This is a genomic window from Nocardia aurantia (assembly GCF_009604425.1).
In the GTDB taxonomy this organism is placed as follows: Bacteria; Actinomycetota; Actinomycetes; order Mycobacteriales; family Mycobacteriaceae; genus Nocardia; species Nocardia aurantia.
On the sequence record NZ_WEGI01000001.1, the window covers coordinates 347,479 to 373,491 of the forward strand.

Sequence of the window (26,013 nt, forward strand, 5' to 3'; positions counted from 1 at the left end):
GATCAGCGCTGCCACTTGGTCGTGCCGGGCGGCGCGATGAAGGTGCCGGCGAGATCGATACCCGCGATCAGCAGCGCGGGCCCACCGACGACCAGCGTGCCGATGATGCCGCCCAGGGTGGCGCCGGTGATCACACTGGCGACCACGGTGACGCCACCCACGATGCCGATCAGGCCGGCGACGGCGCCGAGCGCGGTGCCGAGCAGGGTCCCGATGCCGGTGGCGACGCTGAGCTGGGTGTTGAACGCGTCGAGCGCGCGCTCGTTCTCCAGCGCGGAGGCGACCGGAGTCGCCGCCACCGGGGCGGGCCGGGCCGTCGTCTCGTCCTTCACCGCGGTCAGGCCGAGGGTCCGGCCGTCGTCGCTGATCCGGTGCGGCAGTTGGTATTCCATACCGTCCTGGCGGAAGGACAGCGGCAGGCTCAGCAGGATGCCGCCGGCCGCGTCGACGATGTCGACCGTGCGCTGATCAGTGGCGACCCGGAAGGTCCCGCTGTCCAGGGCGGTCTCGACGATGTTGTCCTGCAAGGTGATCCGATAGTGCACATCCGGTGCGGTCGGTGCCACCGGCGTGGCGGGCGCCGTCTGCACGGTGGACTCCGCCGGTACGACCGGATCTGCGTGAACCGTGCCCGACCCGAGGGCGACGGCCACGGCGACCGGCACCGCCGCCGTGGTGAAGGTGCGCAATTTCATTGCGGGTATTCCAATCTTCATCAGGTGGTGAAGTGACGAGCCGGGTGTGTCCCGGGCGCGCGGGACTCCCTGCCGTGCTCACCCCCTGCTTTGCTTTCCCGCCGCGTGCCCGGTGGCCGCGGCCGGACCCATCAAGATAACCGTACACGTTTCACAAATGTGGAGAGTCCGGAATCGGCTGCGAACTCGGAGAATTCGCGATCACATCAGCAGATCGAGGGCCACCGCGCCGACGCACACCACGGCCACCACCGCCAGCGCGACGGCATCGCGGCGACCGGGTGCGTTCGGGCGGGCCGTGAGCTGGCCGGTGCCGCCGCGGGCGGTGATGGCCTCGCCGAGTTCGCCCGCGCGGCGGGTGGAGACGGCCATCGCGGCGGTGAGGATGTCGATCAGCGGGTTGTCGGTGGCCCGTTGCAGCAGATTCTCCCGCGGCCGCAGCCGGCGCGCGGCCCGCAGGATCCGCATCTCGTCGAGCAGCAGCGGCAGTCCGCGCAGCGTCAGCGCCACCACGACGGCCCATTCGTCCACGGGCAGGCGGAGTTTGCGCAGCGGGGCGCCGAGGGTCGCCAGCGCCGGCGCGATATCGCCCATCGGGGTGGTCCAGGCGATCAGGAACGAGGTGGCCAGCAGCACCAGTCCGAAGACCAGCACCTGCACGTACCGGACGACGGCCGCACCGCCGACCGGGACGTTGATCAGGCCCCCGACCACCAGCAGGGCCCAGAACCACCAGGGCAGCCGCGGCAGCGTGCCCAGCGGCAGCCGCGCTGCCAGGCCCGCCGCGATCAGGAACGCCACTGTCACCGCGAGCACCGGCCAACTGGGCAGGAACATCAGCAGCACGCTGACGGCGAACGCGCCGATCATCTTGGTACCGGCCCAGAGCCGATGCACCGGGCTGTCGACGGGTACCTCGCGCAGGATCGCCGCGCTCATCGTGGTCCTTCGAATGCGTCGGGCCGGTGCAGCGGCGTGCTCCAGGCGGGTCCGGGTTGCGGCGCGGCCGCGGCGGCCGGCGTGGCCGCGGTTTCCGGGATACGGCCGGATTCCAGGTGGACGGTGCGATCGCAGAGCATCGCGGCGTCCTCGATGTCGTGCGAGATGACGATCAGGGTGAGACCGGAATCCCGCAGGCGGGCGAGCAGTTCCACGACCTCGGTGCGGCCCTGCGGGTCCAGCCCGGCCAGCGGTTCGTCCAGCACCAGCACCTGCGGGCGGGCGGCCACGATCGCCGCGAGCACCACGCGTTTGGCCTGCCCGCCGGACAGTTCCTCCACCGAGCGCGAGGCCAGCGATCGGTCCAGCCCCACCGCGTCCAGCGCGCGCCCGACCGCGCCCGATCCGGCGCTGCGCCCCCAGGCCGCGATCTCCGAGCCGACGGTCTGCCGCTGCAACTGCAGCCGGGAGTGCTGGAAGGCCAGCTCCACCGCGCCGATCCGCCGGTGCACCGGATGCGATCCGCCGGTGTCGTGCAGCACACAACTACCCGAGGTCGGCACGACCAGCCCGGCCATGATCCAGGCCAGCGTCGACTTGCCGGAACCGTTGCCGCCCACCACCAGAACGGCCTCACCGCGCTGCACGACCAGGTCGACCCCGTGCAGAGCCGGTGCGGCCCACGGGGTTCCGCGATCGTAGGTGTGCCGCACGTCGCGCAGTTCCAGCAACGGGGTCCCGGTGCCGGTGTAACCCGATGCGGCACCGCCGTATTCGGCCGCGACCCGGATGCGGTCGGACGCGGTCCCGCCGTATCCGGTCGGCGCGGGGGCGTATTCGTTCGCGGTTCCGGCATGCTCGGAAGTGGTACGGGGTGCGTAGCCCGGGGCGGTGTGTGCGGCTCGGCGGTGCCGCACCATGGGCCGCGGCCAGGCGGGCAGGCGGTCTACCCGGCGGCCCTCGGCGAGATGGATCACCCGGTCGGCCGCGGCGGCGTCGGCCTCATGATGGGTGACCAGGACCACCGCCATCGGATGCCGCCGCGGCAGTTCGGTCAGCAGCGCGACCAGTTCGCGACGCCCCACCGGGTCGATCATGGCGGTCGCCTCGTCGGCGATCAGCAGGACCGGGCGGCGGGCCAGCGCGGCCGCCACGGCGAGGCGCTGCTGCTGCCCGCCGGACAGGGTCGCGGTCTCCCGGCCGCCGAGTCCGCCGAGACCGACCTCACGCAGCAGCCCGTCGATGTCGACCTCCGCGGCCGCCTCGCGCGGCAGCCCCCACACCACGTCGTCGGCGACGAGGACGCCGAGGGTCTGACTCTCCGGCCGTTGCAGGACCATGGCCGTGCCGCCGCGCAGGCCCAGCCCCGCGGAACCCGGCCGGTCGACCGTGCCGGTGGTCGGGGGCCGCCCGGCGAGCACCCTGGTCAGCGTCGACTTGCCGGATCCGTTGTGCCCGACCACGGCCACGAATTCGCCGATGTCCACGGTCAGATCGATGCCGGACAGCGCGTCGGCGCGGGCGCCCGGATAGCGGAACGACACGCCGCGCAGCGTCACCGGCAGCGGTCCGATGGGCCGATCGTCCGGCGGCGCGGCCAGCAGATCGCGGCCGGGCAGCCATTCCAGCCGGTCCAGCACCCGGCCGAGGACGAACCAGGAGAAGAGCGCGGCCGCCAGCACACCGCCGAGCACGCTCGCCCCGACCAGCACCCACCACCAGCGCAGGGCGAGGTCGGTGAGGGTGGCGACGTCGTTGCCCAGCGGTCGCAGCGCGGGTTCGCGCGCGGCCAGGTTCGCCACCCCGCGCGAGGCGTTGCGGATGTTGTCGAACAGCAGCGCCCGGGACCGGGTGAACAACAGCAGCGTGCCCACCGAGAACAGCGCCCAGCCGATTCCCGCCAGCACCGACAATCCGAGGACGGCCGCCGGCCCGCCGCCGCGGCGCTTCACGGTGCCGATGATCCCGCCGATGGTCGCCGCCGACACGACGGTGCCCGCGGACACCAGCCCGGCGGCCACGAAGGTCACCAGCGTGGCCGCGACCGTGGCGGCCACACTCGCCCGCAGCCGGTACCGCTGCGCGAGCAGACCCATCGGCACGGCCGCGACCAGCTGCAACGCGGCCGCGAACGGGATCACCGAGCCGATGGTCACCAGCCCGACGGTGACGCCGCCGAGCACCGCGCCGGTGGCGAGTTCGATCGGGCGCAGCGGTCCGTGCGCGGGAGGCAGGCCGTCGCCGACCGGGGATACAGCGGTCACGCCGTCAAGTCTGCCAGCCGTCCCGCGCTACCGACCGGCACCGCGACCGGGCCGATGTCGCCGTCACCGTGCCGGAGTGCGCCGAACCGGTGCTACGAATCGGTATTTCCGGCCATAATCGGCGGATGGCGACGGTGCAACAGACTGATGTGCGGGACTGGGACTTCCCGAGAGGGGTGGCCAGTGCGGCGCTGATGGTCGGTTACGCCGGTGAACACGGAGTGACCTCGGCCCGGATGTTGCGCGGGACGGGCCTGTCCGATCGGGCGCTGTCGGATCCGAACGCGCAGATCGACGCGCGGACCGAGCTGGCCGTGATTCGTAATCTGGTCCGGGCCCTGGGATCCGACCTGCCCGATCTGGGTGTCGCGGTGGGCCGGCGGTATCGCATCACCACCTTCGGCATCTTCGGATTCGCCTGCGTGTCCAGCCCCACCCTCGGCGAGGCGATCACCTTCGCGCTGCGCTATCTGGAACTCAGCTTCACCTTCTGCATCCCCGTGACCCGTTGGGAGGGGGGCGAATACGTGGCGTATGTGCAGGACGAGCGGGTGCCCGCGGATGTCCGCCGGTTCCTGGTCGAGCGCGACGTGCTGGCCATGCATCAGGTGATGACGGATCTGCTCGGCCATCCGCCGGTCCTGCTGCGTGCCGAATTCGATTACGCCGAGCCGGAATACGCCGAGCTGATGACCGGGATCCTCGGGGTGCGGCCGCGGTTCGGGCGATCGCGCAATCTGCTGGTGATGGATCCGGCGACGCTGGAACAGCCACTGCCGCAGGCGAACGAGCACACCTGGGCGATGTGCCTGTCGCAGTGCCGGGAGCTGGTGCACCGGCGGCGGGCCCGCACCGGCATCGCCGCCGAGGTACGCGGCCGGCTGGTACCCCGCGGCGGGGCCGACGGAATCGCGACCCCGCCCGGAATCGATTCGGTGGCAAAGGATCTCAACATGAGCACCCGGACGCTGCGGCGCCGGCTGGTGGACGCGGGCACCAGCTACCGGGCGCTGCTGGACGAGGTCCGGCACGCCCTGGCCGAGGAGATGCTCAGCGCCACACCGCTTTCCGTGAGCGATATCGCGATCCGGCTGGGCTACGCGGAGGCGTCCACCTTCATCTACGCGTTCCGGCGCTGGACCGGCACCACGCCGTCGGCGTACCGGCGCGACCGGGTGACCGTCGCGGGCCTGTGAATCCCGGATTCACCTGGGCTGCACGGCGATCCGGCCCCCCATCGGCACGGTGCGCACGATCGTGGTCAGCCGCCGATCCTCGATCACGTGCAGCAGGATCGACGGGTCGGGGCCGTAGTCGATAGGCACCTGACCGGGCCGCGCCACCTCCCAGACGCCGCCGATCAGCGAGGCCACGCTCGGCGCGACCACCAGCGGCCGGCCGCCGAACAGGGTGGTGCCCATGGCGTGCATGTGGCCGCTGATCACGCCCACGATCCGGTCGTCGGCGGCCACCAGTCGTTCCAGCGGTTCGGGGTTGGTCAGCCGGATCGGATCCACCACCGTGCTGTACATCGGCAGCGGCGGATGATGCAGCGCCACCAGCACCGCGTCCGCGGCCGGGGTGTCGCGCAGCATATCGGCCAGCCAGGCCAGGGTGCCGGCGGACAGCTCGCCGTCGCTGCGGCCGGGCACGGTGGAGTCCAGCAGCGCGACGGTCACCCCGGGCAGCCGCAGCGCCTGGTTCAGCGGTCCGGTGGTGGGCGGCTCGCGCAGCAGCACCTCGCGCAGGCCGGCCCGATCGTCGTGGTTGCCGGGCATGAAGCGCATCTCGAGGTCGGCGAGCAGCGCGGTGCGGGCCTGTTCGTACTGGCCGCGTTCGCCGGTGTCGGTGATGTCGCCGGTGACCAGGATGGCGTCGGGCCGGCGCGGCAGGTCGGCCAGATAGGCCATCACCGCCTCGACTCGCTCGGCATTGCGTTCGTGCAGGTCGAAGTGGGTGTCGCTGAGCTGCGCCAACAGGATCATCGGCTCCGCTTTCTTCCGATCGCGCCTTTGCGCCCGAACGTGCCGGTCCCGGCACCTTCCTCAGGCTAGAGGCCCGGATGCGCCCGCGTCTTCATGAGACTCGCCACCGAATATAGCCACCGGCTATGACCCGGGTCGGCCGCACCCGCCGGGCGATCACGCCGCGCCGAGGATCACGGCCGGGTCCGCGGTGATCGGATCCGGGCCGGTGGCCCAGAAATCCGGGCCGGGCTCGGCGGTCAGATCGAGTTCGCGGTCGCGATAGGGCGCGTCCAGGCGCAGCCGCCAGGAGTGCAGATGGGTGCGGTCGCAGCGCTGCGACCGGTCGAACAGCGGATCACCGGCGATGGGGTAACCGATCCAGGCGAGGTGCACGCGGATCTGGTGCCGGCGGCCGGTGATCGGCCGGACCGCCAGCACGGTGTGCGTCGCGGTGCGGTGCACAGTGGTGAATTCGGTGCGCGACGGATAGTTCCGGCCCGCGAGCAGGTCCCGTGGGTCCACCGTCCAGGTGTCACCGACGCGGGTGATGCTCTCGCGCGGCGCCGCGATCCGCACCCGGTTCTTGCGGCCGACGCTCAGCGGCAGATCGATGACGCCGTGATCCGGGAGTCCGGTGGCGGCGGTGACGGCCAGGTAGCGCTTGTCCGCGGTGCGTTCGCCGAACTGGCGGGTCAGCGGCCCGTGCGCGGCGAGATCCTTGGCCAGCAGCACCAGCCCGGAGGTCACCTTGTCGATCCGGTGCACCGGATACAGCCGTTCGCCGTGCGCCGCGGCCTGCTCGACCAGATCGGTGTCGTGCCGCTCACCGGTCACCGAGACGCCGGCCGGTTTGTTCAGCGCGAGGATCGCCTCGTCCTCCTCGATGCGGCAGCGTTCCCGCAGCTCCGGCCAGTTGATCTCCACCGGATCAGGGTAGAGGACGGCAGGATTCGCTCAGCCGGTCGTCGGCGCCGCCGGTCGGCCGGTCGCGGGCCGGGGGCCGGTCCGGACCAGCGGCGCGATGAACCGTTCCAGCATGGCCCGCTCCTCGGCCTCGGTCCGGCCGGGAACGGTCAGCAGCGAGACGATCACCCGGGTCAGCCACTGCGCCAGGCTCGGCTCGGCCGGATCGCCGGCGACACCGGTGGCCGCCGCCGAGGGCGCTGCCGGGCCTGTCGTCGGGGGCGCGCTGCGAACGGCCGTCGTTGTGGGCGCTGCGGGGTCCGTCGTCGGGTGCGCGCTGCGAACGGCCGTCGCCGGGACCGAGGTGGGGTCGGCCGTCGCCGGGACCGAGGCGGGGCGCGGGCGAGGGCCTCGACCGGATCGGTCGGCCGTCGCTGGGAGCGAGGTGGTGCCGGCCGTCGCTGGGAGCGAGGTGGTGCCGGCCGTTGCCGGGAGCGAGTCGGCGATAGCCGTGACGACAGCCGAGGTCTCCGCCAACTCCAGGGCCAGGCCGGCGTCGCCCGGCCGGAACCACGCGATCAGCAGGGGATCCGCGCGAACCACACGCAGGCTGGCCAGTACGCCCGCCACCAGTTGTGCCGCCGGGTCGTCGATCTCGCGGATCTCGGCCGCGACCTGCGCGCCGACCCGCCGCGCGGCGCGATGTACGAAGGCGCGCTGCACCGCACGGCGGCTGTCGAAGTAGCGGTACAGCGTCGCGCGGGAGCAGCCCGCGGCCTTCGCGATATCGGCCATCTGGGTGGCGGCCACACCGCGCTCGGCGAACACCGCGGCGGCCGCGTCGAGGATCCGCTCGGCGGCCGACATCGAATGTTCCTCGCTGAGCCAGCCGCTCATCGGTGTCCGTCCGGCATGAGCAGGTGGTCGCCGTGGTGATGCTTCGCAGCCTCCCGCCCGGACCCGCTCATGCGGGTGCCCAGTCGGCATGAGCGGGGGCCTGTGTGGTGACGCTTTGCCGCCGCCGGCGCTGCCCGCTCATGCTGTGTCCGTTCGGCATGAGCGGGGGTCTGCGTGGTGACGCGCCGCTGCCGCCTCCGGCCCCTGCCCGCTCATGCGGCCTCCGCACGGAAGGGCACGCGTACCGGCCAGCGCACGTAGTTGCCGTCGGCGTATTCGACCCCGTCCGGGTCCACCGTGAAATTCGGGCAGCGCGAGAGCAGTTCGCGGAGGGTGACCGTTGCCTGCATGCGCGCGGCCGCGGCGCCGAGGCAGTGATGATTGCCGTGGCCGAAGGTGACGATGCCGCGCGGATCGCGGGTCACGTCGAGTCGGTCCGCGTCCGAACCGAATTCGCGGTCGTCCCGATTCGCCGACGCGTACAGCAGCAGCACCCGCCGGCCGGCCGGGATGGTCACGCCGTGCAGTTCCACGTCGCGCGTGGTGGTCCGGGCGAGCCCCTGGACCGGCGAGGTGAGGCGCAGGAATTCGTCGACCGCGCCGGGGATCAGATCCGGATCGTCGATCAGCCGTTGCCGCTGCTCCGGGAACTGGGTCAGCAATTGCACTGCGCCGCCGAGATTTCCGGTGGTGGTGTCGTTGCCGCCGGACACCATGGTGAAGGCGAAGCCGAGGATCCGCAGGATGCCGCCGACGTCCCCGTCGTCTCCGAGTCCCGAGGCGACCAGATGCGAGACGGTGTCGTCACCGGGTTCGCGGCGGCGCCGCTCGACCAGTTCGGTGAAGTACCCGGCCAATTCGGCGACCGCCTGTTGCGCACCCGCGAGCGCGCCGGTGGCGGACGCGCCGACGATGGCGTGGCTCCAGGCGTCGAAACGCTGCCGATCCGCCTCGGGCACACCGAGATAGTGCGCGACGACCATGGTCGGCAGCGGTTTGAACAGTTCCTGCGAAATGTCGCCGCCGCCGGCCGCGCGCAGTGCCTCGAGCCGATCCACCACGAATTCCCGTACCGCGGGCAGGATCTCCTGCACCTGGCGTGGGGTGAAACCCTGCGCGACGCGGCGGCGGAACGCGGTGTGGTCGGGCGGGTCCGTGAACACGAACGGCCGGTTCTCGCCCAGGCCGATCTCGCTGATGTTGTGGTAGTCGACGGTCAGACCCGCTGCGGAGGAGAAGGTTTCGGGATCGCGCACGGCCTCGTACACGTCCCGGTACCGGGACAGCACGTAGTAGTCCTCCGCCGGGCGGCCGGGCGGGACCACATGATGCACCGGATCATGTTCGCGCAGTGCGGAATACATCTCCCAGGGATCGCGCCAGGTGTCGCCGGACCGCAGTTCGAACCGAGCCTCGTGAGACATATCGCCGTGCATGTATCGACGGTAGGACGACGACCGCCGACTGTCTATAACTTGTTGCAGAAATGGCCGAAATCAAGAACGTGTTCAGCGCGGCGGGAGGGGTCCGGCCGACGCCGCAGCGCGCGATCCGCTCGCCCGGCCCAGCAGCTCCGACACCAGCGCCGGCGGAACCGGATCGAAGTGCCGGTACCACTGGCCGAGGGTGTGGAACAGCGCGGGCGTCTCCAGGCAGACCACGTGATCGGCGTGGGCGGACAACTCCAGGATGGGCCGGCAGGCGCCGACCGGGGCCGCGAACACGATCCGGGCCGCGCCGCGCGACCGGGCCAGCGCGCAGGCCGCGCGCGCGGTGGCGCCGGTGGTCACGCCGTCGTCGACGAACACCGCCGTGTACCCGGCGATCGACAGCCGGTCCCGGCCGGCCCGGAAGCGCACGGTGTCGTTGCGCACGGCCTCCCGGGCGACCCGTTCGACCCGGGCCTGCTCGGCCGGATCGATGAGGGCCCGCCGCACGAGATCGTGGTCGACGACGCGCACCCCGCCCTCCGCGACCGCGCCGAACGCCTGCTGATGCGAGCCCGGCGCGGCCAGCCGGCGGACCACCGCGATGTCCAGCGGCAGCCGCAGCGCCGCGGCCACCTCGTACGCGACCGGCACGCCGCCGCACGGCAGGCCGAGCACGATCGTCTCCGGGCCGCGAAAGGGCCGCAGGCGTTCGACGAGTCGGCGGCCCGCTTCGCGGCGGTCGAAAAATGGCATCCGTTTCACCAGGTGTCGGTTGCGAAAGAGGGCCCACCACACCCGGCCCGGGAAGACAGCAGGCCACTCTACCCGTGCGGGTCGGAGGCGATGCGGAAACCCCCGGGTTCGCGGGGTCCCGGTAGTGGAAACGATCGTCGCGCGAGACCGATTGGCCTCCCGTACCATCCTGGGCGAGATAGCGTGACGAGGGAGGAGGGGGCGATTTTGGCACCTCGGCTGCCTGAGTCACTGCGGACCGGGACTCGGTGGTTGCGGCGGTTCGCCGTGACGACGCCCGGTGTACTGGTCGCCATCGCCTTCGGCGCCGTATTGTTGTGCCTGGTCACCGGATTGATCGGCGCGAGTGAGCTCAACGACCGGACGGGCCGCCGCGATACCGCCCTGCAGCGGGAGGAGCCGCTGGCCGACGCGGCGCAGCGGTTGTACGTCGCGTTGTCCGCCGCGGATGCCTCGGCGGCGAGCGCGTTCCTGTCCGGCGGTGTCGAATCACCGCAGATCCGAGCGCAATACCGGCAGTCGCTGACCGACGCCGCGAACGCGCTCGCCGCGGCCACCGCCGGCGTCGGCGATCCGGCCACCCGGCAGATCGTCGCCCGCATCGACGCCGACCTGCCCGTCTACACCGGATTGGTGGAATCGGCGCGGGCGAACAACCGCCAGGGGTTCCCGGTCGGTTCGGCGTATCTGCGCGAGGCGTCGGCATTGATGCAGAATTCGTTGCTGCCCACCGCGGCCCAGCTCACCACGCAGCGCTACGCGGCCGTGCGCTCGGATCAGCGGGTGATCACCCGGCCGCCCTGGATCACCGTGGTGCTGCTGCTCCTGGTCGTCGCCGGTGCGGTCGCCGGTTCCCGGATCCTGTTGCGGCGCACCAACCGGCTGTTCAATCTCGGGCTGGTCGCCGCGGCCGCGGCCGCCGTGCTGGCCCTGGTGTGGATCGTGGCCGCGACCGTCGCGGCGCACGGCGCGATCGACGGCGGGCCGAGCGGTACGGCGGCACGCACCGAGAGCCTCGCGCGGGCACGGATTCTGGCGCAGCAGGCCCGCACCGACGAGACCCTCGAACTGATCACCCGCGGCGACACCCAGGCCCCCGAGGACGATTTCAAGGCCAAGACCACCACGCTGCGCGATCGACTCGGCGCCGCGGCCGGTCCCGGTTCGCCGATGCCGCAACAGCTGGCCCGCTGGCTGGACGGCCATGCGCTGCAGGTGAACGCGTACAACGGCGCCAACTATCTCGCGGCGGTCGACCAGGCGATCGGCACCGGGCCGGACTCGTCCACACGGCGCTTCACCGATCTCGACAACGCGCTGCGCGACGCGATCGCCGACAGCCGTGACCACCTCCGGGAGGACATCGGCAACGGCGGCGACAGCTGGAGTGGCTGCGAACTTGGCACACTGGGATTGATGGTGTTCGCGGCCATCGCCGCCGTCGGCGGATTGTGGCCGCGGCTGAAGGAGTTTCTGTGAGAGCCGGGCGAGGGTTGCGGGTCGTGCTGGCCGCCACCGCGGTGCTGGCGGCCGGCTGTGGCGCGGATACCCGGGTGCCGGTGACGACGGTGCCCTCGGTGGCGCAGCCGCAACCGCCGGGCGCGCAGCCGATCACCATGTCGGGTGCGGTGGACAACGGCTGCGACGTGGAGGCCAGTCTCCGGCCCGGGGCGCAGCCGCAACCCGGTGCCATGCCGCCGAATTCGGTGATGGCCCGGATCCTCGCCAAGGGCCGGCTGACCGTCGGCGTCGACCAGAACACCTACCTGTTCGGCTACCGCAATCCGGCCACCGGCCAATTGCAGGGTTTCGACATCGATCTGGCCCGAGAGATCGCCCGCGACCTGTTCGGCGATCCGAACAAGGTGGAGCTGCGGTCGGTCTCGACCGCGGGCCGGGTGCCGGCGCTGCAGAAGGGGCAGGTCGACCTGGTGGTCCGCACCTTCTCGGTGACCTGCGACCGCCGCCGCGACGTCGACTTCTCCAGCGTGTATTACCGTGCGCCGCAACGGATTCTGGTGCCGATCGGCTCCGGCATCCGCTCCAACACGGACCTCGCCGGCAAACGGGTGTGCGTCACCTTCGGATCCGATTCCACCGCACCGCTGCTCGCGATCCCGAATCCGCCGGTCGTTCAAGGCGTGGACAACTGGACCGACTGCCTGATCGAACTGCAGCAGGGCCAGGTCGACGCGGTCCGGACCGACGAGGCCATCCTGGCCGGGCTCGCGGCCCAGGACCCGAATCTCCAATTGGTCGGGGACGCCATGGGTTTCGAGCCCTACGCGGTCGGATTGCCCAAGGGCGAGACGGATTTCGTGCGCTTCGTCAACGGTGTGCTGGAACGCATCCGCGGCGACGGTACCTGGCAGCGCCTGTACGCCGCAAATCTCACGCCCCTGGGCCCGTCACCGGGGCCACCGGCCGCCCGCTACAGCGATTGAGGCGACGATGAACGCCTTGACCGTTGCCGAGATCGACACCGAATTGGCCTCGCGGGGAAGGGAGATCGACGCCGTCACCGCGACACTGCTGGAGCTGGACCGGCATCCGGGCCTGACGCTGCTGCGCGGCTTCGCTCCGACCGGCACGACCGCGCAGCGGTGGGCGCCGGTGCAGCGGCAACTGGACCTGATGTGGACGGATTTCGGCCGCGTGCAGGCGATCGTGGAGGAGGCCCGCGCGATCCGGGCCCGCCGGCACCGGCCCACCGACGCCGAGCGCGCCGAGCTGACCCGGCTGCTGCGCGACCGTCCGCACGAGGTGTCGCGGACGCCGATCCCGATGGCGCAGCGCACCCTCACCGGTCCCGGGGAGCGGGTGCTGTTCGTCGGCATCGCCGACACCCTCGACCGGATGCGCCGCACCTTCCCGGCCATCGCCGAATTCCTGGACTCCGTGGACGCGCGCAATTCCCGGGTGCTGACCGGCCTGGCGCCGGTGCAGGCCGGGCTGGACCGGCTCGGCGGCGGCACCGCCGAACTCACCGCCGTCGCCACCGCGGTGGCGGAGTTGCTGTCCCGTTCGGCCACCGACCCGCTGTCGCTGTCGCCCACGGAGGTCGACCAGCGGATCGCCGCACTGGCCGAGCGGGTGCGCCGCGAGGACGAGGCGCTGGCCGAACTGCGGACGCTGCTCGCCGACTGGCCCGCCGCGATCGCCGAGACCCGGGGCCGCCTCGACGCGCTGCGCGCCGCCGCCGACCGGGCCGAGCGCGTCCGCGCCGAGGCGGAGGAGAAGATCCTCACCGCGGCGCTGCCCCGGCATCCGGATCCCGGCCTCGCCCCGGCGGCCGACCTGAACGTGCTGGCCGCCGGCGCGGCCACCGCCACCACCGCCGCGACCCTGCTGGAGCTCCGCCGCCGGATCGAGGCCGCCGCCGGGGCCGTCGCGGCCGCCGAGGAGCTGGCGCAGGGGCTGCTCGACCGGCGCGCCGAACTGCGCGGCCGGCTCGGCGCCTATCAGGCGAAGGCGGCCCGGCTGGGGGTCGGCGAGGACCGCGACGTGCTGGCCTGCCATCGCATCGCCGGCGGCCTGCTGGCCCGGCGGCCGTGCGATCTGGCCGCCCTCACCCGCGCCGTCACCGACTATCAGCAGATCGTCGCGGAGAAATCGGGGAGGCGGGGATGAGGTGCCGTGAAACCGGCTGCGCCGGAACGATTGTCGACGGCTACTGCGACCGCTGCGGGATGGCGGCCGAGCCGCCGGCCGGCCGCGCCGTGGAAGAGTCGCCCGGCGCGGCCATCCCGTTGCCGGGCGGCGGCACCGGTGAGTACGCCCCGCCGCCGGAGCCGCCGGAGCCGCCGGGCACGGTGGCCGTGGAACCGCCCGGTACCGTGGCCGCGGCCCGGACAGGCCCGTCGACCGCGCGTACCGTGCGCACCCGCAGCACCTCCGCGCGGCGGCGTAACCGGCGCGGGGCGGGGCTGGTCGAGGTGCCGCCGGTGCCCCGGGTCGATCCGGCGACCGCGGTGCTCACCGATCCGCGCGTGCCGGAGTCGAAACGGTTCTGCGCCAAGTGCGAACGACCGGTCGGGCGCGGGCACGACGAACGGCCCGGCCGCGCCGAGGGCTTCTGCCCGCACTGCGGGACCCGATTCTCCTTCGTGCCCAAGCTGTCCCGCGGTGAGCTGGTCGGCAATCAGTACGAGGTGGCGGGGGCGCTGGCGCACGGCGGACTGGGCTGGATCTATCTGGCCGTCGATCGGAAGGTCAGCAATCGCTGGGTCGTGCTGAAAGGTCTGCTCAATTCGGAGGATCCGACCGCGATGGCCGCCGCACTGGCGGAGCGCCGCTTTCTCGCCCAGGTCGAGCATCCGAACATCGTCAAGATCTTCAATTTCGTGGAACACACCGGATCCGACGGAGTCCCGGTCGGCTACATCGTGATGGAGTACGTCGGTGGCACTTCACTGGATCAATTGCTGCGGGATCGGCTGGCGGAGCGGGACGGTCATCTGCCGCCCGCCCAGGCGATCGCGTACGTGCTCGACATCCTGCCCGCGCTCGGGTACCTGCACGGACTCGACCTCGCCTACTGCGATTTCAAGCCGGGCAACATCATGCTGACCGCGGAGCAGCCGAAGCTGATCGATCTCGGCGCGGTGATCGCGATCGACGACGAGGACAGCCCGATCTACGGCACCGCCGGATACCAGGCACCGGAGATCGCGCGCACCGGCCCGACGGTCGCCACCGAGATCTACACCGTGGGAAGAACTCTCGCCGTGCTGATGATGAATGTGCCGCAGCGCGACGGGCATTTCGCCGAGCTACCCGGCCCGGACACCGAACCGCTGCTGGCCGGTCACGACTCGCTGCACCGATTCCTGCTGCGGGCCACCGACATCGACCCGGACAGCCGGTTCGGCTCCGTCGAGGAGCTGGCCGAACAGCTGACCGGGGTTCTGCGCGAGGTGCTCGCCGCCGGTGACGGCCGGCCCCGGCCGCCGGAGCAGCCGATCAACTTCGGGCCGCCGCGGGCACCCTTCGGTATCGGCGCGCCGCCCACGCCGCCCGAGATCGTCGCGGCCCTGCCCGTTCCGCTGGCCGACACCGGTGACCCCGGCGCGGCCCTGCTGGCCGTCACCACCGAGACGACGGTCGCGGACCTGGAGACCGCCCTCGCCGCCGGCAGCGACGAGTCGGTGGAGATCCCGCTGCGGCTGATCCGCGCCGCGATCGAATCCGGCGACGCCGCCGACGCCCACCGCCGCATCGGCGAACTGGCCGCCGTCGTCGGAGCCGACTGGCGACTGTCCTGGTTCCGGGCCTGCGCTCGCCTCATCGAGGGCGAATTCGATGCCGCGGCAGCCGAATTCGATGCGGTCTACAGCTCGCTGCCGGGCGAGGCGGCACCGAAACTGGCGCTGGCCGTGGCTTCGGAACTCGGCCGCGCCGCGGCCGGCGCCGGCCCGGACGCGGAGGCCGGCCGCTACTACGAGACCGTCTGGCAGACCGATCGCGCACACGTCTCGGCCGCCTTCGGCCTGGCCCGGCTGCGTCGCGCGGCCGGCGATCGCGACGGTGCGGTGACCGCGCTGGACCAGGTCGAGCCGTCCTCAGCGCTGTATTCGGAGGCGCGGGTCGCGGCGGTGGAGGCGCTGCTGCACGATCGGGATCCCGGGGAGATCACCGAGGAACTACTGCGCGAATGCGGCGAGCGGGTGAGCCGGCTGACGCTGGATTCCACCCGGCGGGCGGTGGCGATCCGCTCCCTGGTCCTGGAGACCTCGCTGCGCTGGCTGGCGGCCGGGCATCGGGCCGCGCCGGCGCCGTTGCTGGGCAACGACTTCGACCTCGGCGGCGTCCGAGCGGGTCTGGAGTCGTGCTACCGCGCGGTCGCGCACGACACCGGCGACATGTGGCGGCGCTTCGCACTGGTGCAGCGCGCCAACGAGATCCGGCCGAGGTCGGTCCTGTGAACGACACGACGAGGCGGTGCCCGGCCTGCGGGGCGGAGATCGGCGGGCCCGCGGACCGGTTCTGCGAGAACTGCGGCCGGGATCTGAGTCCCGATGCCGGTGAACCCGCGACCACCCTCCCGATCCCGACCGGGCGCGACGGGATCCCGCAGGCGATCCTGCCGCCCACCGCGGCGGACCGCACGGCCCCCTGCGCCGGTTGCGGCGGAACCGGTTTCGACGACGACGGTTACTGCGCCGGCTGCGGTGAGCTGGCCGGTCCGCCCGACGGCAACGCCGCCGACCTCGGTGCCGTGCAGTTGCACACGCATCGCGGAAAGGTCCACGCGCACAACGAGGACGCGGTGTCCGCGAGCGTCGTCGCGGGCGAGCACGGCCCGGTGGCGGTGATCGTGCTGTGCGACGGGGTGTCCACCTCCTCGGATCCGCAGGCCGCGTCCGGCGCGGCGGTCCGTGCGGGCGGCGAGACCATCGTGACGGCGCTCGCGGCGGGCCGGGATCCGGTGCAGGCCAGCCGCATCGGCCTGGACGCGGCATTCGAGGCGGTCCGCGCGACGGCGGGGCAGGATCGCAACGCGCCCTCGTGCACCTACGTCTCCGCGATCGTGCGCCGGGATCCGGAACAGGCGGAGTCCGGCGAGGCGGAATACGAGATCACCGTCGCGAACGTCGGTGACAGCCGCGGATACTGGCTGGCGGCCGAATCCGGTTCGCGCCGACTGACTCTCGACGATTCGTGGGCGCAGGTCGTGATGGCCGCCGGCCAACTCGACGAGGCCACGGCGATGCGGGATCCGCGCGCGCACGCGCTGGTGCGCTGGCTGGGCGCGGATTCCACCGATTCCGCCGACACCACCGACATCCGCACCCACCGGGTGCGCGGACCGGGTGTGGTGCTGCTGTGCAGCGACGGACTCTGGAACTATCTGCCCGGCGCCGACGATCTGGCGGGCATGGCCACCGCGACCGCCGCGGATGTGGCGGCGAGCGCGCTGGTCGACTTCGCGCTCGCCGGCGGCGGCAGCGACAACATCACGGTCGCGCTGGTGCCCGTGCCCATGTCCGGGCAGTCCCGCGCGAAGAGCACACCTTGGTCGCGAACGGGAGGAGAGCAACGGTGAGCACGGGGTCGGAAGCCAGCAGAACCGATGGGGGGCAAGGCATTTCGGTGACGATCGACCAGAACTCGTATCTGGCCGACGGGGCCGACACGGTCGACGCCATCGTCACCATCGAGGCGGGCGCGGATTTCGCGGCCGCGGCCCCGCCGCCGGAGCGGCTGGAGATCATCATCATCGACTGTTCCGGCTCGATGGGGGCGGGGGACCGATTCGAGGGCGCCCGGCGCGCGGCCTTCGCCGCGATCGAGACCATCACCGACGGAACGCTGTTCACCGTCATCGCGGGCACCGCCGAGGCGCAGGTGGTCTACCCGCGGCGCGGTCCGCTGCTGCCGGCCGACGACACCACCCGCGGTGCGGCCCGGCTGGAACTGGACCGGCTGCGGCCCTACGGCGGCACCGCGATGGGCACCTGGGTGGGCCTGGCCCGGCAGATCGCCGGGCAGCATCCGGACGCCCTCGCACACGCGATCCTGTTGTCCGACGGCAAGAACGAACACGAGAGCCCGGAGCAACTGGCCACCGAGATCGGCCGCACCCAGGGCATGCTGAGCGTCGACTGCCGCGGTGTCGGCGACAGTTACATCGTGGAGGAGTTGCGCTCGATCGCTTTCGGGCTCAACGGAAGTCTGGACGTGCTGCGCCGGCCGGCGGAACTGGCCGCGGAATTCGCGGCGATGATGCAGGCCTCGATGAGCAAGGCCGTGTCCGACCTGAAGTTGCGGGTGTGGACGCCGGCGGGCGCCGTGGTGCGGTTCGTCAAACAGGTCGCCCCCGATCTGAACGACCTGTCCCGCACCGAGGCCGGCGCGCAGGTGGGCGAGTATCTGCTCGGCGCGTGGGGCGGCGCCGACGACCGCGACTACCACGTCCAGATCCGGGTCGACCCGGCCCCGGTGGGCCGCGAGAAACTCGCGGCCCGGATCAGCGTGGTGTCCGGCGCAGAGGTGCTGGGTCAGGGGCTGGTCAAGGCGGTGTGGACCGCCGACACCGAACTGTCCACCCGGATCAATCGCCGCGTCGCCCACTACACCGGGCAGGCCGAACTCGCCCAGACGATCCAGGACGGACTGGCGGCGCGGCAGCAGGGCGACCTGTCCACCGCCACCGCGAAACTGCAACGCGCCGTGGACCTCGCCGCCGAGTCCGGTAACGACAACACCGCGAAACTGCTGCGCGGCGTGGTCGAGGTCGACGACCGCACCGGCACCGTCCGGCTGCGCCGCACCATCGACACCTTCGACGAGAAGGCGTTGGACGCGCGCTCGACCAAGACGGCCCGGGTCCGGAAGGCGCAGGGGGAATGAGCGACAATCGCGCAGCGGCTTGTCGTCCCGACCGGGTGCGGGTGTCCCGCGAGGATGCAGGAGGGACGATGAGCGACAATCGCGCAGCGGCTCGTCGTCCCGACCGGGTGCGGGTGTCCCGCAGGATGCAGGAGTAGTGATGGTTCGTTGTCCCGAGGGGCACATGTCCACCGCCACGGACTATTGCGACGTGTGCGGTACCGCGCTCGAGGGTGATCCGGCGGCGGCCACCGTGGTGTCGTCCGCCGCGCCGGAGCAGACGCGGTGCCCGGCCTGCGACGCGCCGATCGCGGGCCGGTTCTGCGAGGAGTGCGGTCACGATTCGGCGCTGCCCGCACCGCCGCGCTCGCCCGAGGACACGGCGGTGATGCCCGTCTACCAGGCGAGCGCCGAGACCGCGGGCCCGGTCGCCGCCGAGCCGGAAGTGCCTGCCGGAGAGTACGTCTGGATCGCCACCGTATCCGCGGACCGGGATTTCTACCAGCGGGTGCTGATCCGTGAGGGGCCCGACGCCGAGCGGGTGGAATTCCCTTCCTACTATCCGGATCGGCGAATCCTGTTGCACGGCAGCGACTTCCTCATCGGCAAACGCAGTGTCTCGCAGGGTCTCAACCCGGAGATCGACCTCGGCATCGCGCCGGCCGACATCGGCGTCTCCCGGGCGCATGCTCGCCTGCACCTGGACGAGAACGGCCTCACCATCACCGATCTCGGCTCCACCAACGGCACCAGTCTGAACGGCAGCGACGATCTGATCCCGGCGCGGGTCCCGATCCCGTTGCATCCCGGCGATCGCGTCCACGTCGGCGGCTGGACCACCATCACCGTCACCTTCGAGCCGTGAGCACGGGCCGGGGACGGTCGACCGCCGCCCCCGGTCTCGCACCCGGTGTTAAGGTGACGCTCGTGCACCGACTCTTCTGCATCACCCCGCCGCCCGCGCGCTGAGCGGGGCGATTCTCCCGAGCCGAGCGGTGTGACCACCCGGCTCGTTCTCCGTACCGGTTGTCCTCCGGCCCGTTCCGGATACCCGGTTCCCGCGACGTCGATCGTCGCTTGTCGCCCCGCGTCGTCGATTCCCACATCCTTCGACGCAGGAGTACACCCATGTCCGTCGACCTCGTCGCGCGCTCGCGCGACCGTTCCGCACCGGTCCTCATCGTGGCCGGAATCCTCTGGGGCACAGGCGGTCTCGCCGGTTCCCGATTGGGCGCGCTGGCGCAGCTGCAACCGGTGGCGGTGGCCTGTTACCGGCTGCTGCTCGGTGGCGGTTTCGCCGTGGCCTATCTGGCGGTGACCGGCGGGTTGCGCGCGCTGCCGCGCAGCCGGGCGGCGCTGCGCCGGATCCTGACCGGCGGCGCGCTGCTGGGCCAGTTCCAGGGCTGCTATTTCGCTGCCGTGCACTATGTTTCGGTCGGCCTGGCGACCATGGTGACGATCGGCACGATGCCGGTCTTCGTCGCCCTGGGCACCGCGATGCGGACCCGCCGTCGCCCGGCCGCCCGCACCATCGCGGCCCTGGCCGCGGCGGTGGCCGGGCTGGTCCTGCTGACCTGGTCACCCGGGGTGGTGACGACCACCGCCGGCCTGGTGGCGGGACTGCTGCTGGCGCTGGTCTGCGCGCTCGGATTCGCCACCCTGACCCTGCTCACCGCGGAACCGGTACCCGGTCTGGCGCCGTTGCCCACCACCGCGTTCGGCATGGTGTTCGGTGGCGCGCTGCTGGCCCCGATCGCCGCGGTGACCGGAATGGCGCTGCCGATCCGGCCGGCCGTCGTCGGCACGGCGATCTATCTGGGCAGTGTCCCGACCGCGCTGGCGTACACCCTCTACTTCCGGGGGTTGCGCACCGCGACGCCGCTGTTCGCGGCACTGGCGGCGCTGCTGGAACCGCTCACCGCCACGATCCTCGCGGTCGTGTTGCTGGGCGATCACCTCACCCCGGTCGGCTGGTGCGGCGCGGCGCTGCTGATCGGCACGGTCGGGCTGAGCGCCCGGTGACCGGGGCGGGCGGCCGCCACGCGGGCGGCCGCCCGCACGCTCGGCGTGGCGAGATCTGCGATATTTCAGATGTTTATTGTTTCGTTATGGCGGGCACCCGTGTTGTCTTTGTGTTCCGGGGTGCCGCCACGAATGATGGCAACCGATTCGCAGGACTGACAGATCATCGGATGTTTTTCGAAATCCATCGAGAAGACCGGATGGCGTCCGCGCGCTTCTCGGCGGTCCACCGGCGCTCGTACGAGGATCGGAGGACCGCGTATGTCAGGAACCGCAGAGGGTCGAAGTCGCAGCCGCCTCAGGCGGGTGCTCTGGTGTGTTCTCGCGGCCGCACTGGTCGTGATCTGCGCGATCGGCACCCTGTTGCTGACCACCGGACAGGTGACGGCACACGGGAAGTCGTCGCCGGGAATCCGGCCGGTGGGCTGGCTGGACGATCAGTTCGCCGAGTTCACCAAGTCGCTGCCGTGGGTGCCACACCACCAGCGGACGGCCGGGGAGGTGGCCGTGGAGGCCGCCCGGTCCAAGATCGGCTCGAGTTACATCTTCGGCGCCACCGGCCCCGACACCTTCGACTGCTCCGGATTGGTGGTGTGGTCGTACGAGCAGGCCGGGATGGAACTGCCGCGCACCAGCTACGACCAGCTCGCCGCGGGCATCCCGGTGTCGCTGGACGAGCTGCGGCTCGGGGATCTGGTGTCCTTCTACGGCGGTGACCACTCCGCCATCTACGCCGGCGACGGCCAGGTGATCCACGCCTCCACGGCTGCGCGGGGCGTGGTGCTGTCGCCCATCGACGACATGCCGGTGACGGGCGCCCGGCGCTTCTGAGCATCCACTCGGCCGTGCCCCGGCGACTCCACGGAGTTAGCCGGGGTATAGCCATTTCTTGGTGAAAGTATCTGTAAAGAAATGGCGCGTACCCGCCGGGAGACGATGAGGGGCACACTTCCGACGGGTACGCGCGGGGGCCCGATGGTCGTTGCGGGGAGCCGTCGAAACCGAGAAAGCTGGGCGGAAGGATGCCGGCCGACCGCCCGGCGACAGCTCGGTGACGAGGCGGCGCACCGCACGGGCCGATTCCGACGATGGTGCCCCAGCGGCCCGCGGGCCAGCGGGTTTGCCTTGAAGGAAACTGTTTGCCAAAAATTTGCCAACTGCCGAAAGGGGAGTGTGAAGCCCTTTCATTCATGGAAAGTTATGCTAACGAGATCCGGTCCGTCCATTAGCTTTCGATTTCGGTGCGCGTGTTCCGCCCGGGCTGTGGGGATGGCGGCGGGCGAAAGAATTGCACGCGTCACGCGATACGTCTCGACTGCCGCGAGATGTTCGGCCACAACCGCGTGACGTGGAAGGACGAGACCATCGCCGTGAACGGTTGCGGCGGGTATGCGCAGGCTTGCGCGTTCGTCGAGGTCATGGTCGGTACACCGACCGTGTCCGGGGCACGCGACGCTGTGGGGCGCGCCGTTCGGCATCGGCTGAGGGTCTCTCACGCGACGGGCCCCGAACCGCCGTGGCGGTTCGGGGCCCGTGCTGTCGAGCTGTGGATATCTAGCGGTTGGCGCCGTGCGGCTGGTTCGGACCGGCGCCCGCGACTTCCTGGCCGGGGGAGGGCTGCAGGGTGGTCTGGCCGGACGGCTTGTCGGCGTAGTGCGAGGTGCCGTCCGCGGCCTGCATGGTGGTCACCAGGTCCAGGCCGGTGGCGACCAGGGTCGGCCCGCCCGCGGCGATGGTGCCGACGATGCCGCCGACGCCGGCGCCGGTGACCAGGCCGGCCACACAACCCGCGGCGATGGTCACGACACAGCCGATGGTCGCGCCGACCGCGGTGCCGATGAAGCCGCCGACCGCGGTGGCCAGGCTGAACTTGGTGCTGAAGTCGGACATCGCCTTCTGGTTCTCGGCGTCCGAGGCGATGGCCTGCGCGGCGACCGGCTTGGTGGCGACCGGGTTCAGCGCCAGCGGCTGGGACACGTCCAGGCCGGTGGGACGCTGCGGGGTCAGCTCCAGCACGGTGCCGTTGTCCTTGACCGCCGGGGCGACCGGGATCACCAGGCCGACCACGTGCACGTCGAGCGGCAGCGTGGCCACCGTGTGCCCGGTGGTGTCGCGGACATCGACCACGTCCACGGCGTCGGCGGGCTTGGTGACCGCGCCGTCGGCGTCGTACAGCGCGCCGTCGCGGTCGGTCAGGCGGACGTCCTTACCGTCGGCGAGATCCGCTCGGCGCGCCTTGGCGAGCGCGAAGGTACCGTCCCGGAGGGTCGTGACGACCTTCTGGTCGACGAGCTTGGCCGAGTAGCGGACCTCCGGCTGCGCGGCGGCGGGATCGGCATGGCTGATGCCCGCGGTCGCGGCCAGGGCGCCCACGACCAGGGCGGCGGCCGCAGTAACGCTGCGCATTTGCATAACGGTTGTTCCAATCCTTCTCGTCGGCTCGGCTTTCCGGAGCGGCCGGTGCGAAACGTGCTGCGCAACGGATTCTTTCGGCCGAGCCGAAGCAGAGTGATACGGCAGATCGCCTCGGATCATATTCGACGGATTCCGAGAATGCGACATCGTATGTCGATCTCTGTCAATGTGATCCGCGATCGCACGCCGGTAGGTTGCCATGAAGCGAAATAGTTCCGCGTACATCGGGAACCCGCTGCTGGGGGCCGGGTGAGGAGATGTCCGCGACCGGGGCCGATTGTTTGCCGGACCGCCCGCGGAGTTACCATCATTGAGAGCGAAAGGGCATCGTTCCCTGTAGGCGATGTTTTCTGGCAGGCGGTCCGGGGACGCGTCCGCGTCGCCGCCGGAGAAATTCCGGCGGCGAAGCCTGCCGGAGCAGCGCCGGAGGTGGGCAAGGTCACGTCCGGCCGTATCCGGCAAGACCGTTTTCCGCGCTCAGGACGGAAGTGAGGCCGAGGCCGATGGCGCGACATTCCAACGGGGAATCGGTGTTCTCCCGTGTGGCAAGGATTTTCGAGGGTTTCGATCCGGAGCATTCGGCTCTGACGGTTTCGGAACTGTCCGAGCGGACCGGGATCCCGCTGCCGTCGACCTCGCGGATGGTCACGGAGATGATCGAGTACGGCTGGCTGTGCCGGGACGCCGACAAACGAGTCCGCCTCGGCATGCGGATCTGGGAGCTGGTCGCCCGGGCCGCGCCCGTCAACGAAGTGCGCGCCGCCGCGCTCCCGGTGATGACCGAGCTGCTCGGCCGGGTCGGACAACCCGTCCGGTTGAGCGTGCGCGCGGGCCGTGAGGCGCTGTGCGTGGAGCGGCTCGGCGCGCCCGGTGCCGTCCGCGACGCCACCACCGTCGGCGGCCGGGCGCCGCTGCAGGCGTCCGCCCCCGGGCTGGTGCTGCTGGCCCACGCTCCCGCCGATCTCCGGGAGTCGGTGCTGTCGGAGCGGCTGCCACGCAATCCCGAGGATGCCGTGACGGATCGGAATACGTTGCGCCGCTTGCTTTCCGAGATCCGCAGCACCGGTCTCGCGCATTATCCGGGTACGACGCTCGCCGTGCCGGTGCGCGCCGCGGGCGGCCGCACGGTGGCGGCGCTGTCGGTGGTGCTGCCCGACGCCGGCCTGATCCGGCCCGTCGTGCCGCCGCTGCGAGCCGCCGGCGCGCGGCTGAGCCGAGCCCTCGGCGACGGGGCGCCCGCGCGCGGCCTGCCGGACACCCTCACCGCCTGACGGTCCGGAACCGCCCGCGGGCGGGCCGCTCCGGAGAGCGGCCCGCCCGCAGGTGATTTCGCGCGGCGCGACTACTTCGGCGGAGCCGGCTGGGCCGGATCGACGCAGTAGGTGCCGGGGCCGGTGCAGGGTGCGGTGATGGTGCTGAAGTACTGGTAGGCGGACCACAGCAGGATCGGACCGGCGACCAGCGCGGAGCCGACCAGGGTGCCGACGGAGCCGACGGTGGCGGCGCCGGCGACACAGCCGATCACCGCCGCCGGGAACGCGCCCAGCAGGGCGGTGACGGCGCCGGCGATGGTGCCCGAGACGCCGGCGCCGATGGCGCAACCCAGTCCGCCACCCAGGATGGCGCCGATCACCGCGCCGGTCGCCGACGCGATCGTGCTGCGCGAGGACAGGGCCGAGAGCTCCTGCTGGTCACGCGGGGTGAAGGATTCGGTCACCTCCTGTGCGGTCAGCGGCTTGGAGTTGGCGATGTCCTGCGCGGTGATCGGGTTCTCGACCGGCTTGCCGTCCTCGGCCACGGTGTCGGGGGTCAGCCGGACCGTGTTGCCGCTGATGTCCGCGGCGATCGGGAATTCGGTCGCGTCCTTGCGGTATGCCAGCGGGATCGAGTCCGCGGCTCGGCCGCCGGCGTTGCTGATGACCAGGTTGCCGCCGACGGTCCGGAAGCTGCCGTCGGTACTCGTCAGCACGGCGGAGTCGCCGTCACGGGAGAGGGTGTAGTGCACGCCGTTGACCTCGACGGCCTGGGAGGCGGGCACATGGACGATGCCGGCGGCCTGATCCACGGTCACACCCGGAGCGACCGGGGACGCGACCGGATCCGCGTAGGCGGTGGCCGAGGCAATGGCGACGGCGCTGGTGGCCAGCACCGCGGCTGCGGTGAACTTCTTCATCATCAAGGGGGCGACCTTGCTTTCCGAATTCAAAGGATCTCGCTTCGGCCGATAGCTCCGGAGCGACGGGCTGTGCCCGGCTCGGAACCTTATTCCGTGATAGTCCGGAAATGAAATAGATGTTGTGCATCAATGCTGGTCAAAGCTGTCAGGAACCTCGCGGTGAATGCACAGAAAAGCTGCTCGGAAGGTTTCTGCGAGAATCCTGTGAATGGCGAAATCGGACATTGCCGCCCGAATTCGCGCGATTCTTAACCCATTATTCAACTGTTGCCGGAACTGCTTCGGAGCGCAATGAATACGCCAACGGGCAGGCCTTCCGGCGGAAGGCCTGCCCGTTGATTTTCAGTTGTTCGACGGAAATCCCGCCGGGTGTTGCCGGCGCTTACTTCGGCTGGGCCGGATCGACGCAGTAGGTGCCCGGGCCGTTGCAGGGCGAGGTGATGGTGCTGAAGTACTGGTACGCGGACCACAGCACGATCGGGCCGGCGACCAGGGCCGCGCCGACGAGGGTGCCGACGGAGCCGACGGTGGCGGCACCGGCGACACAGCCGACGACCGCCGCCGGGAACGCGCCCAGCAGGGCGGTCACGGCGCCGGAGATGGTGCCGACGACGCCCGCGCCGATGACGCAGCCGAGGCCGCCGCCCAGGATGGCGCCGATGATCGCACCCGTGGTGGAGGCGATCGAGGCACGCGACGAGAAGGCCGACAGCTCCTGCTGGTCACGCGGGGTGAAGGATTCGGTGACTTCCTGAGCCGACAGCGGCTTGGAGTTGGCGATATCCGTGGCGGTGAGCGGGTGCTCGGCGAGCTTGCCGTCCTCGGCCTTGGTGTCCGGGGTGAGGCGGACGGTGTTGTCGCTGATCTGGGCCGCGATCGGGAACTCGGTCGCGTCCTTGCGGTAGGTCAGCGGGATCGAGTCGACACCCTCGCCGGCGGCGTTGGTGACGACCAGGCTGCTGCCGACCGTCTTGAAGGCGCCGTCGGTGCTCGTCAGCACCGCCGAGTCGCCGTCGCGGGACAGGGTGTAGTGGACACCGTTGACCTCGAGGGTCTGCGACGCCGGGACGTGCACGACGCCGTCCTGGACGGTGACACCGACCGCCGGGGCGGCCGGGGCCGGCTCGGCCTGGGCGGTGGCCGCGGTGACGGCGACGACGGCGGTCGCCAGAGCGGCGGCAGCGGTGAGCTTCTTCATCATGTGGGGGGACCTGATCTTTC

The 26,013-nt window shown here is 71.3% G+C and carries 23 protein-coding genes and 1 pseudogene; 12 read left to right on the forward strand and 12 right to left on the reverse strand.

The window, feature by feature from the left end; genetic code table 11:
- Window positions 1–2: 2 nt before the first annotated feature.
- From NRB56_RS01630 to NRB56_RS01640, 3 genes are all read right to left on the reverse strand, one after another.
- The gene (locus tag NRB56_RS01630; RefSeq protein ID WP_153338663.1) at window positions 3–695 is read right to left on the reverse strand and encodes an ammonium transporter; all 693 of its coding nucleotides are present in this window, start codon (window positions 693–695) and stop codon (window positions 3–5) included.
- 201 nt (window positions 696–896) lie between these two features.
- Window positions 897–1,634 (reverse strand): energy-coupling factor transporter transmembrane component T family protein, encoded by a 738-nt coding sequence (locus NRB56_RS01635; RefSeq protein ID WP_153338664.1) that lies wholly within the window; start codon window positions 1,632–1,634, stop codon window positions 897–899.
- Complete coding sequence (locus tag NRB56_RS01640; protein ID WP_319942424.1) at window positions 1,631–3,898, reverse strand: ABC transporter ATP-binding protein; 2,268 nt, start codon at window positions 3,896–3,898, stop codon at window positions 1,631–1,633. The genes NRB56_RS01635 and NRB56_RS01640 overlap by 4 nt, the downstream gene beginning before the upstream one ends.
- A 125-nt stretch (window positions 3,899–4,023) precedes the next feature.
- Here NRB56_RS01640 and NRB56_RS01645 point away from each other — a divergent pair, with 125 nt between their 5' ends.
- Complete coding sequence (locus NRB56_RS01645; RefSeq protein WP_153338665.1) at window positions 4,024–5,094, forward strand: AraC family transcriptional regulator; 1,071 nt, start codon at window positions 4,024–4,026, stop codon at window positions 5,092–5,094.
- A 9-nt stretch (window positions 5,095–5,103) separates the two neighbouring features.
- Here NRB56_RS01645 and NRB56_RS01650 read toward each other — a convergent pair whose 3' ends face one another.
- The 5 genes from NRB56_RS01650 to NRB56_RS01670 all read right to left on the reverse strand — a co-directional run bounded on the left by NRB56_RS01650 (window position 5,104) and on the right by NRB56_RS01670 (window position 9,848).
- Window positions 5,104–5,883: a metallophosphoesterase gene (locus NRB56_RS01650; RefSeq protein ID WP_153338666.1), complete on the reverse strand. Its 780-nt coding sequence runs from the start codon at window positions 5,881–5,883 to the stop codon at window positions 5,104–5,106.
- A 156-nt stretch (window positions 5,884–6,039) separates the two neighbouring features.
- Window positions 6,040–6,789, reverse strand: a complete 750-nt coding sequence (locus NRB56_RS01655; RefSeq protein ID WP_319942425.1) for an RluA family pseudouridine synthase — start codon at window positions 6,787–6,789, stop codon at window positions 6,040–6,042.
- 30 nt (window positions 6,790–6,819) lie between these two features.
- A complete protein-coding gene (locus NRB56_RS40385; protein ID WP_227837053.1) occupies window positions 6,820–7,665 on the reverse strand; it encodes a TetR/AcrR family transcriptional regulator in 846 nt (281 codons plus the stop codon).
- Between the two features lie 212 nt (window positions 7,666–7,877).
- On the reverse strand, window positions 7,878–9,101 hold the full coding sequence (locus tag NRB56_RS01665) for a cytochrome P450 (protein ID WP_153338667.1): 1,224 nt from the start codon (window positions 9,099–9,101) through the stop codon (window positions 7,878–7,880).
- Between the two features lie 72 nt (window positions 9,102–9,173).
- Entirely contained in the window at window positions 9,174–9,848 is a 675-nt protein-coding gene (locus NRB56_RS01670) for a phosphoribosyltransferase (RefSeq protein ID WP_153338668.1), read from the reverse strand.
- A gap of 267 nt (window positions 9,849–10,115) precedes the next feature.
- Here NRB56_RS01670 and NRB56_RS01675 point away from each other — a divergent pair, with 267 nt between their 5' ends.
- The 8 genes from NRB56_RS01675 to NRB56_RS01710 all read left to right on the forward strand — a co-directional run bounded on the left by NRB56_RS01675 (window position 10,116) and on the right by NRB56_RS01710 (window position 20,201).
- Window positions 10,116–11,327, forward strand: coding sequence for a hypothetical protein (locus NRB56_RS01675; protein WP_319942426.1), 1,212 nt, complete (start codon window positions 10,116–10,118; stop codon window positions 11,325–11,327).
- Window positions 11,324–12,292, forward strand: coding sequence for a glutamate ABC transporter substrate-binding protein (locus NRB56_RS01680; protein ID WP_319942427.1), 969 nt, complete (start codon window positions 11,324–11,326; stop codon window positions 12,290–12,292). The genes NRB56_RS01675 and NRB56_RS01680 overlap by 4 nt, the downstream gene beginning before the upstream one ends.
- 7 nt (window positions 12,293–12,299) lie before the next feature.
- Window positions 12,300–13,478, forward strand: a complete 1,179-nt coding sequence (locus tag NRB56_RS01685) for a hypothetical protein (protein WP_153338670.1) — start codon at window positions 12,300–12,302, stop codon at window positions 13,476–13,478.
- Between the two features lie 59 nt (window positions 13,479–13,537).
- On the forward strand, window positions 13,538–15,772 hold the full coding sequence (locus tag NRB56_RS01690) for a serine/threonine-protein kinase (RefSeq protein ID WP_406603426.1): 2,235 nt from the start codon (window positions 13,538–13,540) through the stop codon (window positions 15,770–15,772).
- Complete coding sequence (locus NRB56_RS01695; RefSeq protein ID WP_153338672.1) at window positions 15,769–16,893, forward strand: PP2C family protein-serine/threonine phosphatase; 1,125 nt, start codon at window positions 15,769–15,771, stop codon at window positions 16,891–16,893. Before NRB56_RS01690 ends, NRB56_RS01695 begins: the two co-directional genes overlap by 4 nt.
- A 47-nt stretch (window positions 16,894–16,940) precedes the next feature.
- The gene (locus NRB56_RS01700) at window positions 16,941–18,200 is read left to right on the forward strand and encodes a vWA domain-containing protein (protein WP_319942428.1); all 1,260 of its coding nucleotides are present in this window, start codon (window positions 16,941–16,943) and stop codon (window positions 18,198–18,200) included.
- Between the two features lie 139 nt (window positions 18,201–18,339).
- Window positions 18,340–19,044, forward strand: a complete 705-nt coding sequence (locus NRB56_RS01705; protein ID WP_227837054.1) for an FHA domain-containing protein — start codon at window positions 18,340–18,342, stop codon at window positions 19,042–19,044.
- Window positions 19,045–19,307: 263 nt separating this feature from the next.
- On the forward strand, window positions 19,308–20,201 hold the full coding sequence (locus NRB56_RS01710; protein WP_153338673.1) for a DMT family transporter: 894 nt from the start codon (window positions 19,308–19,310) through the stop codon (window positions 20,199–20,201).
- 65 nt (window positions 20,202–20,266) lie between these two features.
- Here NRB56_RS01710 and NRB56_RS01715 read toward each other — a convergent pair whose 3' ends face one another.
- Window positions 20,267–20,431, reverse strand: coding sequence for a hypothetical protein (locus NRB56_RS01715; RefSeq protein WP_153338674.1), 165 nt, complete (start codon window positions 20,429–20,431; stop codon window positions 20,267–20,269).
- A gap of 31 nt (window positions 20,432–20,462) precedes the next feature.
- Between NRB56_RS01715 and NRB56_RS01720 the strand changes: the two genes are divergently transcribed.
- Window positions 20,463–21,032 (forward strand): C40 family peptidase, encoded by a 570-nt coding sequence (locus NRB56_RS01720; protein WP_153338675.1) that lies wholly within the window; start codon window positions 20,463–20,465, stop codon window positions 21,030–21,032.
- 494 nt (window positions 21,033–21,526) lie between these two features.
- Window positions 21,527–21,607 (forward strand): annotated as a pseudogene (locus NRB56_RS39990) (MspA family porin); the annotation flags it as partial.
- 148 nt (window positions 21,608–21,755) lie between these two features.
- Here NRB56_RS39990 and NRB56_RS01730 read toward each other — a convergent pair.
- Window positions 21,756–22,607 (reverse strand): hypothetical protein, encoded by an 852-nt coding sequence (locus NRB56_RS01730; RefSeq protein ID WP_153338676.1) that lies wholly within the window; start codon window positions 22,605–22,607, stop codon window positions 21,756–21,758.
- 551 nt (window positions 22,608–23,158) lie between these two features.
- Here NRB56_RS01730 and NRB56_RS01735 point away from each other — a divergent pair.
- A complete protein-coding gene (locus NRB56_RS01735; protein WP_319942429.1) occupies window positions 23,159–23,887 on the forward strand; it encodes an IclR family transcriptional regulator in 729 nt (242 codons plus the stop codon).
- Between the two features lie 71 nt (window positions 23,888–23,958).
- Here the strand turns inward: NRB56_RS01735 and NRB56_RS01740 are convergent, their stop codons facing one another.
- Window positions 23,959–24,822, reverse strand: a complete 864-nt coding sequence (locus NRB56_RS01740) for a hypothetical protein (RefSeq protein WP_319942430.1) — start codon at window positions 24,820–24,822, stop codon at window positions 23,959–23,961.
- 352 nt (window positions 24,823–25,174) lie between these two features.
- Window positions 25,175–25,993 carry a hypothetical protein gene (locus tag NRB56_RS01745; protein WP_153338678.1) on the reverse strand — a complete coding sequence of 273 codons (819 nt, stop codon included), beginning with the start codon at window positions 25,991–25,993 and terminating at the stop codon, window positions 25,175–25,177.
- Between the last annotated feature and the right edge of the window lie 20 nt (window positions 25,994–26,013).

Coding starts and splice junctions, on each gene's coding strand:
- NRB56_RS01630 (WP_153338663.1), bottom strand. CDS start 695: ATGAAATTGCGCACCTTCACCACGGCGGCGGTGCCGGTCGCCGTGGCC.
- NRB56_RS01635 (WP_153338664.1), bottom strand. CDS start 1,634: ATGAGCGCGGCGATCCTGCGCGAGGTACCCGTCGACAGCCCGGTGCAT.
- NRB56_RS01645 (WP_153338665.1), top strand. CDS start 4,024: ATGGCGACGGTGCAACAGACTGATGTGCGGGACTGGGACTTCCCGAGA.
- NRB56_RS01650 (WP_153338666.1), bottom strand. CDS start 5,883: ATGATCCTGTTGGCGCAGCTCAGCGACACCCACTTCGACCTGCACGAA.
- NRB56_RS40385 (WP_227837053.1), bottom strand. CDS start 7,665: ATGAGCGGCTGGCTCAGCGAGGAACATTCGATGTCGGCCGCCGAGCGG.
- NRB56_RS01665 (WP_153338667.1), bottom strand. CDS start 9,101: ATGCACGGCGATATGTCTCACGAGGCTCGGTTCGAACTGCGGTCCGGC.
- NRB56_RS01670 (WP_153338668.1), bottom strand. CDS start 9,848: ATGCCATTTTTCGACCGCCGCGAAGCGGGCCGCCGACTCGTCGAACGC.
- NRB56_RS01685 (WP_153338670.1), top strand. CDS start 12,300: ATGAACGCCTTGACCGTTGCCGAGATCGACACCGAATTGGCCTCGCGG.
- NRB56_RS01690 (WP_406603426.1), top strand. CDS start 13,538: ATGGCGGCCGAGCCGCCGGCCGGCCGCGCCGTGGAAGAGTCGCCCGGC.
- NRB56_RS01705 (WP_227837054.1), top strand. CDS start 18,340: ATGGTTCGTTGTCCCGAGGGGCACATGTCCACCGCCACGGACTATTGC.
- NRB56_RS01710 (WP_153338673.1), top strand. CDS start 19,308: ATGTCCGTCGACCTCGTCGCGCGCTCGCGCGACCGTTCCGCACCGGTC.
- NRB56_RS01720 (WP_153338675.1), top strand. CDS start 20,463: ATGTCAGGAACCGCAGAGGGTCGAAGTCGCAGCCGCCTCAGGCGGGTG.
- NRB56_RS01730 (WP_153338676.1), bottom strand. CDS start 22,607: ATGCGCAGCGTTACTGCGGCCGCCGCCCTGGTCGTGGGCGCCCTGGCC.
- NRB56_RS01745 (WP_153338678.1), bottom strand. CDS start 25,993: ATGATGAAGAAGCTCACCGCTGCCGCCGCTCTGGCGACCGCCGTCGTC.